Source organism: Castellaniella sp. (genome assembly GCF_041675725.1).
GTDB lineage: Bacteria > Pseudomonadota > Gammaproteobacteria > Burkholderiales > Burkholderiaceae_B > Castellaniella.
In genome coordinates this window covers 1-8,423 of record NZ_JBAYTI010000090.1, presented here as the reverse complement: position 1 = coordinate 8,423, position 8,423 = coordinate 1, and the positions used below count along the sequence as shown (strand labels likewise).

Below are 8,423 nucleotides of genomic sequence, written 5' to 3'. Positions count from 1 at the left end.
CGGGTTGAACGCCTCGGCCAGCGGCACGAACGCCAATGCGGCGGGCATCAACACGATGGCCAGCGGCACGAATTCGAACGCCACGGGCATCAACAGCCAGGCTTCGGGTGTGCGCGCCAATGCGACAGGCCGCAACGCCATTGCGACAGGCACGAATGCCAGCGCCACGGGTCGGGATTCCTCGGCCAGTGGTACGGGTGCGGTGGCCAGCGCGCGTGACGCCCTGGCCAGCGGTACCGGTGCCCAGGCCACGGGTGAGTCCAGCAACGCCATCGGTGATGGTGCGCAGGCCAGTGAAGAACGGTCCAACGCGATCGGTTACCGTGCTGCGGCATCCGGTGAAGATTCAACGGCGATCGGTAGCTCTGCCGAGGCCAGCGGCAAGTCCAGCAATGCCATTGGTGACGATGCCACCGCGTCGGGTGCACGTTCCAACGCCATGGGCAACGAAGCCACGGCTAAGGGACGCGATAGCGTCGCTACCGGTACGGGCGCCACGGCCAACAGCGCCAACACCATCGCCACGGGTACGGGGGCTTCAGCCACCTTCAGCAACGCCATCGCCATAGGCAACGATGCAAACGCATATGGCTTCAGCACCCTCGCTTTGGGTGACGGTGCCAGCGCAGCGGGCTTCCGCACTACGGCGATCGGTCAGGATGCCAGTGCGTCTGGTCTCGACAGCGTGGCCATCGGAACCGCAGCGTCGGCGGCTGGCCTCTACTCCACGGCCATGGGCGCCGGCGCCAATGCAGTGGGTGTCAGCAGCCAGGCCATGGGGGCTGGGGCGCAGGCGCTGGGGGTGAATTCCATTGCCACCGGCACGCTGGCCGTTGCTGCTGGGTTCAACAGCCAGGCTTCAGGGACAGGCGCTAGCGCCATGGGCGTCAACAGCCAGGCCGCCGGCTTCGGCGCGAGTGCCTCCGGGTTCAACAGCCAGGCCTCAGGGACAGGCGCCAGTGCATCCGGCATCAACAGCCAGGCGTCTGGCTTTGGTGCCAGCGCATCCGGCCTGAACGCCATCGCCATGGGAACCGGGGCAGTCGCCAGTGGCCCGAACACCATCAGCATCGGCACGGGCAACCAGGTGACTGGGGCGAACTCCACGGCAGTGGGTGACCCCAACATCATCACGGGAACCGGCTCCCAGGCCTTCGGTAACAACAACAAGGTCTCGGGCAACAACTCGGCGGTGGTCGGCAGCAACAACAACGTGAAGTCCAACAACACGTTCGTGTTGGGCAACAACGTCAACGTGGCATCGGGTCTGGATGGCTCGGTGGCGCTGGGCAACGGCACCATGGTGTCGGCGCCCACGCCCACCAGCTCGACCACCATCGCTGGCAAGACGTACTACTTTGCAGGCGACAATCCGCAAAGCGTGGTCAGCGTGGGGGCGCCGGGGCAAGAGCGGCAGATCAGCAACGTGGCTGCGGGCGAGATCAGCCCGACCAGCACCGATGCGGTCAACGGCTCGCAGTTGTATGCCACCAACCAGGCCGTGGATCACCTCAGCAGCCGGGTCGATGGTCTTGAGGATGACATCCACAAGAACGACCGGCGCGCCAGCGCGGGTATCGCAGCCGCCCTGGCCACTGCGGGTCTGCCACAGGCCAACCAGGCCGGCAAGAGCATGGTCAGTATCGCCGGCGGTATCTGGCGCGGCGAAACCGGGTATGCCCTGGGTCTGTCGCACATGACGAAGGACGGCAAGTGGATCGTCAAGGCCTCGGGTGCCGGGTCGTCGCGCGGCGACTACGGTGGTTCGGTCGGTGCCGGGTATCAGTGGTAAGATCCTGGCATCGGGCACCCGCTTCTGCATAGGCAGGGCGGGTGGCCTGGCAGCCATGGGGTTGTAGATGGGCCGCTCATCAAGCCCCAGCCTTCGGGTTGGGGCTTGATGGCGTTTTATTCGATGTCATGGCGGGTTCAACGGTGACCGACGGTTGATCAACAATACGGTTGTTCTGTCAATTTCTCCAGCTCACAGGAGCTTTCGATGCAATATCTCAAGCGCTTCAGCAAGGTTTTCTCGGTCGTCATGGCGCTGGCATTCATGGCGGGCTGCCAGCAATTGGCGCTCAAGCGAAACAGCGCCCCACCGGCGGATACCAGCCTGGCCACGCCGCCCGCCGCACAGGCAGGCAGCAGCCAGCAGGCCGGCAATGCGCAGCAATTGGTCAGCGTGGATTTCCGTCTGGCCCAGCAAGAACAAGACAATGGCCTGCAAGAACTCAAGTTCAAGGATGGTTCGGCGGTCTGGTACCTGCCGGATCCCATCCTGACACGGGCCGATCTGGCCACGGCAGAACCGCGCCGCGCCAAGGACGGCCGCCCGTTCGTGCGGTTCACCTTCAATCAAGTCGGGGCGCAGAAACTGGCGTCCATCAGCGAGCGTTTTCCTGGTAAATACCTGGTCCTGACGCTGGGCAATTCGCTGCAGGCAGTCTACCAGCTGCAACAGCCCATCACCAATGGGATTCTGGACATCGGTTTTGGCACCGAGCAAGAAGCCATCACGCTGGTCGATCGGATCGCGGGCAAGTAATATTGGCTAATATGTGCATCGGCAGCAGGGGCTCCTGCCCGCTGTCGATGCGCCAACCTCTCTACGCTCTACGCCGGCATCATTCTCCGGCATCATTTCTTTAGCTGGCTTCCAGCTACGCAGCTGGCGGCTTGCCGGCTACATCCTGACAGACCGTTGGCCTTCCCACGAATCGGGGTAGTCCTCGATCCAGGTCTTGCGTATTATTTCTAGCATAACGCAGACCTTTTAACCGCCCGGTTGTTGGTTAGTCTCGTCAGGGCAATCTCCCAAAAGTCCAATGGCTTGTGCGCCGCTTTCTCAGTGCGCGTACTAGCGGTAGCTTTTTCCATGATATGGCATGAGCCTGATATCAGCGCAATACACGTTGTTCAATTCGGCGCATAACAAGGTAAAACATGTACCAAGTTGAGCGCCTGATTTGCGGGTTTCGGCATCGGTTGGCCAGCGGCCTGGGTGCGTGTGCAGACCGCAGGCGTTTCTGGCTTTATGCAGGCATTGTGTTTCTTCTGATGGTGCTTGCGTATCTGTCTTTGCTGCGCATCAACGGTTATTATTTTGCCGACGATAATCTCAAGAAAATCAGCGGCTCACCGTCGTTTTTGCACTTGAGCCGGTATACGGCAGAATTTTTCATTCGCTGGTTGGGCTATTCGGGGCACGCGTTTGACTACTCGCCCTTGTTTCAGCTGGTGTGCTTGGCCAGTCTGGCGACTGCAGCCGTCGTGCTGGTGCAGATCGTAGCTGGGAAACTGCAGCCTTTTCCGGTCTTCGCATCCACGGTATTGGCGACTTACCCGTTTTTTTACGAAAGCATGAGCTATACCTATGACTCGGCCTTCATGGGTATGTCGGTGCTGGCCTCGCTGGTACCTTTCTTGCTGGTGGCTGATCGGGTGCTTTTTGTGGTGGCGTCCGTCATCGGCTTGTTGCTGATGATGACCACCTATCAGCTGGCCAGCGGCGTCTACCTGATCGGTGTTGCAGCTGTAGTGTGGCGTCAGTATCGTGACGGGGAATGGGCCCGCGGCGATCATATGGGATTCATCGGTGTTGCGCTGGTTTCGTGGCTGTTGGCGATGCTGCTGTATAGGGTGTTTCTGCACCACGATTACCAAGGCTACATCTCTACGACCACCTTGCCTTGGGCAGACCTTCCTCTTGGGTTGCTGCGCAACAGCCAAGCCTATTTGAATATTTTCATTCATTTTGTTGGCTATAACTGGGTGCTGTATTTTACGGTCTTGCTGGGCGCCTTGTTCCTGGTGCGCCAGGCCCGGTCGCTGGGGCAGTTTCTGGGGGCCGCCGTATTTTTGGTGGTTATTTGGCTTGTAGCGCCGGGCCTGCCCTTGCTGCTTGATCAGCCGGTGTTTGCGTACCGCTACATGGTGGGCTTCAACGTCGTGGTGGCAGTGGTCGTGGTAGCGCTGGCGCATCGGGCCTCTGTCTTGTCCAGGGTTCTGTTGACGGTGTTTGTCATGGGCTTGATGGGCCTGACGACAGTGTACGGCAATGCCATGGACGATCAGTGGGCGCACGATCAATCGCGCATCCAGATCGCTTTGGCGAATGCCGGCCCTCTCATAGGCTATCCGTATCGCCTCGATGTAGACGGTTCACCTGGCCAGGCGGGCAGTTTCGACGTCCAGAGCCGCCAGTATCCGGTCATCACCGAACTGGCCCGTTCAAACTTTGAACGTTTTGGCCATGAGGCCTTGTTCGAGCGCTTTTTCCCTCTTCACGAAGGTGTGGCGGCCCGCTGCGCAGGTGAGCGTCATGTCCTGCTGGATGACCGCTTCAACCAGCTCGAAAGACAGGGCGAGTGTTATCGTTTATCCTTCAAGGATCCCGTCCAGCAGGAAAATCTCAAGGTGGTACAGCGTATAATGACGGGGCGCACCGTGGCGGGCTGGCCGGCAGTCCCCTTGGTCGACGCGGGTGGTATCCGCGTCTATCAAGAAGGCCTGAATCTGGTCTATGTGGCGCAGCCCTGCAACGAGCAGTCCCTGAAAAGGCCTTTCTTTCTTCATGTCTATCCAGACAACGCGCAGGGCTTCTTCCATGACTCGCCGTTTAGTCGTTTCCAGAATCTGGATTTTCAGATGCTCGGCGATGATCTGACACATCGGGGCCCTGCTTGCGCCCGTGTGGTGCATTTACCGAAGCAAAGAGTCCGCAAGTTCAAGACGGGGCAGTTCGACCAGAACGGCCAAGTTTGGGCGGCCACACACGAGTATCCCAAATGATGTCGCATCGCTCACCGTTGTATGGCCTGATGCAGGCTCGGGCTTTGCATAGCCTGCTATGGCTGGGGAGCGAGAAAATTGTCCAACTGGCTTTTTCGGCGCTCGCCGTGGGCCTGGTGGCGCGCACGCTGGGCACGCAGGCTTTTGGTGAATTCCAGTACGTCCTGTCGACCCTGATCGTTTTTTCTTCGGTGGGGCTGATCGCCAGTACGGAAGTGTCGGCACCCCGCCTGGCGGTTTGCGACGTCCCAAACGATCGCAAGCGCCTGCTGGGCTCGCTGTTCGTGCTGCGCCTGATGGCTGGTGCGCTGGCTTTTGCATTGATGGCGGGCTGGTCGTTGCTGATGGAACCAGTCCAGCGCCAGCCATTGATGCTGGTGATTGCAGTCTCGCTCCTGGTGATCGAGCCATTCAATGTATTGCGTCTGATCCGCGAGGTCGCGCAGGCCACGCGCATCATCACGGGCACCCGGTTGCTGGTGTCCATTCTGAAGGTGGCTGCCGTGGTCGTGCTGTATCGGATGCAGGCGCCCATCCTGGCGTTCATCGTGGTCTATACGGCGGATCACCTGCTCACGGCATTATGCTACTTGCTCGGCATTCGGGAAGATGGCTGGCCATGGGCCTGGCGGCCCACGCTGAGGCTGGTGCGGTGGTTCTTTCGCAAGGGCTTGCTGATCTGGCTAGGCCTGGTTGCCTTGATTTTCATCTTGCGGATGGACCGGCTGATTCTGCATGCCCGTCTGGATGCTGAATTGTACGGCCAGTATGCGGCGGCGATGAATCTGCTCGACAGTGTCTGGTATTTTGGTCCGGTATCCGTCGTGGCGCTGGCGCCTTCGCTGCTCTACCGGGCAGGCCGGCAAACGCTGTGGACGTCGTTGCGCCTGTTGTCGATTTTGGCTGGTATCGCCCTAGCGATGGTCGTGGTCGCAGGCATCCTGGCGCCCACTATTGTCCTGTTGATCTTCGGCTCCGGGTTTGTCGAGACCGCAGCCATGTTTCAGTTGGCGCTGGCTGTGCTGGTCCCTGGGTTTGCTGCGCTGGGGCTGGATGCGGTGCTGATTCATGCTGGCAATCACCGGGCTGTTCCCCTGAAGTGGGGGGTTGGCCTGGTTGCCGGTGCAAGCCTCTTGGTGCCCGATCTTGGCCTGGGTTGGCATCAGGGGCCGTTGGCGCTGGGGGTCGCGCACACGGTCAGCCTGCTGACCGGGCTATGGCTTCTGTGGGCGGTGCATCGCGTCCGGCCGATGGGTGTGGCCAAGTAAATGAATAGAGCGCGCACATGCATGTGACGGTGATTTCCCTGAACGGCTTACAGGAACTTTCTGGCGGTGGCCTGTATCTCAGGTCGTTGGTGTCAGGCCTGGCTCAGGCCGAGGGTGTTCGCCAGGTTCAGGTCATCGGCAAGGCCATGGGAGGGCAGGTTCAGGCGTTTGAAGATGCACGGGTATCCGAAGTCGAGCTCGAAAAAAACACGCGTACCGATGTGCTGGCGCGGATGCGCGGGCATCCGACTTTCTTGGGGTATTACCTCGATCGCATCGTTCGGCAATCGGCCGGCTCCGATCTCATCGTCTTGCATAATTCGCGCGGTGGTCGGATTTTGCGGCGGCTCAGGGCAGCCTATCCGCGCAAGAAGTACATTCTTTGTAGCGACAATGTCGAGTTCGACCTGCAGCGGCAGAAGGCCCGCTCGTTACCGCCGCTGCGGCGGCCGGCGTCGATGCTCGAGCAGCTCGAGATACGGCGGGCCGAAGCCCAAGCCCATGCGGCTGATCTGGTCGCCTTCATTACCGAGGCAGACAGGACACTGTTCGAACAGCTGTATGGGCGCCCTTCGCTGACGGACATCCTGCCAATCACGGTGCGGGATCCGTTTGGGGGCGCTTGCGAGGTGCCGGGTGCGGGCGATGGGTCGGTTCTTTTTACTGGACACTTTGGCTTTGCGCCCAACCAGGATGCATTGGCCGTCTTGCATCGTGTGGCCAGCGCCGTGAACCGGGGGCGGGGGCCGCACGAGGTCGTCCGCTTCGTGGTGGCCGGCGCTGGCCTCGATCGGTTGCCTGCGCCGCAGGCACCGGGGGTCACTTACCATGCGGCACCAGGCATCCAGCAAATGGATGCGCTGTTTCGCGCCGCATCACTGTATCTTGCACCCGTGCTTTGGGGAAGCGGCATGAAAACCAAGGTGGCCGAGGCGTTGTCCTACGGTCTGCCCGTCATTGCTTTGCCGCATGCCTGCACGGGCTATGAAGACGCGATCCGGCGTGACGACGGGGCCATGGCGTTGGCGTTGGCGCGTACCGACGATGAGCTGGTTGCTTTGCTCGAGGCCCGGCACAGGGCTTTGGATCCCAGGCAATCGCAGCGGGCGCGGGACATTTATTTAGCATCGTATTCGACAGCGGCGCAAGCGGCTCGTTTTACACGGATTTTCAACAGGATATTGCAGGTGGAGCCATGAATACAGGGTCTCAAGAAAATATGTCGACCCCTGTGTCAGATGATGATCTGCCGGGGTTTTATGACGTATTCAGCGCCTTTTGGCAAGGCAAGTGGATTGTGGTTGCTTTCATCGTCGTGGGCTTGCTGGGATCCCTTGTTTTCCTGGGCGTAGCCAAGCCGCGCTATCGCGCCGTGGTCACCGTAGTGCCTTCGCTCCAGACGCAGTTGAATGATTACAACCGAACCCTGCTCTTGCTGGACAAGATCGTCCATGGGCCGAATGCCAGGAAAATGCCCGATTGGCTCGGGTTCATTATTTCGGCATTCACCGAAGGTCGTGACAATGGCGTCAATGTCATGTCGGAAGTCCTGAGCTGGAAAGAACTGACGCCGGCAGCCGCCTTCGAGATCTTTGAACAGCAGCTCAGGGCAACCAAAACTTCTGATCTGTTCCTGCAGGGGCTCGCGCAGTCCCCTGAAGGCAAGGGGTTGTCAGAATCAGAGCGGGTCGCTATCACGCAGCGTTTTGACGTTCGATCCTATGCGCAACGGGGAATTCCCAAGGTCGATGTCCTGTTGTGGTACACAGACCCCGAATTGGCGGCGCGCTGGGTCAACACGTTTGTGAATCTGGCACTAGAGCAAAGCCGTGCTGAAATGCTCGTGCTATTGCAGGATGCCGTCGCCAATGAATTGGCAGTCAACACGCAGTATCTTGATTTATTGCGTCAGGCAGCCAGCCATGAGGGGGCGCCGGCTCGCAGTGCGGGGCAATCAGCTGTCACGGCGGCAACCGATCCTTTGCTGGTCGAGCCTTCTTCAGGGCGTTTGGAGATGCTGCAGGCCCAGATAGACTGGCTTTCCAAGATGACGGTGCAATCGCTCGAAGGCGATCTGGCTTTCGTCGCCACGCCAGCCACCGCGGCGGCGGCGCCGTATTTTCCCAATCGGATCGTTGTGGTGGCAGTAGGGATCGCCATAGGGTTGGTGCTTGGGTTCCTGGTGATCCTGGGGCGGCTGTCTGTTGGCTATTTTAGAAAAATGCGCCCGATCGCTCGGTGAGTATTCGGTAAAAAAGCAATGGTGTATTACCTTCTGCTGCTGGTTTATTTGCTGTACGTCCACTATCTGAGGCTCGCGACGCGGGTCCAGTTGTCGTTGAGCTTTCTTGCGCTGTTTGT

At 59.9% G+C, this 8,423-nt stretch carries 6 protein-coding genes; all 6 read left to right on the top strand.

Going from position 1 to position 8,423, the window contains the following annotated elements; all coding sequences use genetic code 11:
• On the top strand, positions 1-1,792 hold a 1,792-nt coding region (locus tag WCZ84_RS13035), incomplete at its 5' end, for a YadA family autotransporter adhesin (RefSeq protein ID WP_372686711.1).
• A 207-nt stretch (positions 1,793-1,999) separates the two neighbouring features.
• Positions 2,000-2,548: a hypothetical protein gene (locus WCZ84_RS13030; RefSeq protein WP_372686710.1), complete on the top strand. Its 549-nt coding sequence runs from the start codon at positions 2,000-2,002 to the stop codon at positions 2,546-2,548.
• Positions 2,549-2,946: 398 nt separating this feature from the next.
• Positions 2,947-4,794: a glucosyltransferase domain-containing protein gene (locus WCZ84_RS13025; protein ID WP_372686709.1), complete on the top strand. Its 1,848-nt coding sequence runs from the start codon at positions 2,947-2,949 to the stop codon at positions 4,792-4,794.
• On the top strand, positions 4,791-6,062 hold the full coding sequence (locus WCZ84_RS13020; RefSeq protein ID WP_372686708.1) for an oligosaccharide flippase family protein: 1,272 nt from the start codon (positions 4,791-4,793) through the stop codon (positions 6,060-6,062). The genes WCZ84_RS13025 and WCZ84_RS13020 overlap by 4 nt, the downstream gene beginning before the upstream one ends.
• A 17-nt stretch (positions 6,063-6,079) precedes the next feature.
• Positions 6,080-7,261: a glycosyltransferase gene (locus WCZ84_RS13015; protein WP_372686707.1), complete on the top strand. Its 1,182-nt coding sequence runs from the start codon at positions 6,080-6,082 to the stop codon at positions 7,259-7,261.
• Complete coding sequence (locus WCZ84_RS13010; RefSeq protein WP_372686706.1) at positions 7,258-8,304, top strand: Wzz/FepE/Etk N-terminal domain-containing protein; 1,047 nt, start codon at positions 7,258-7,260, stop codon at positions 8,302-8,304. The genes WCZ84_RS13015 and WCZ84_RS13010 overlap by 4 nt, the downstream gene beginning before the upstream one ends.
• The last annotated feature ends 119 nt before the right edge of the window (positions 8,305-8,423 follow it).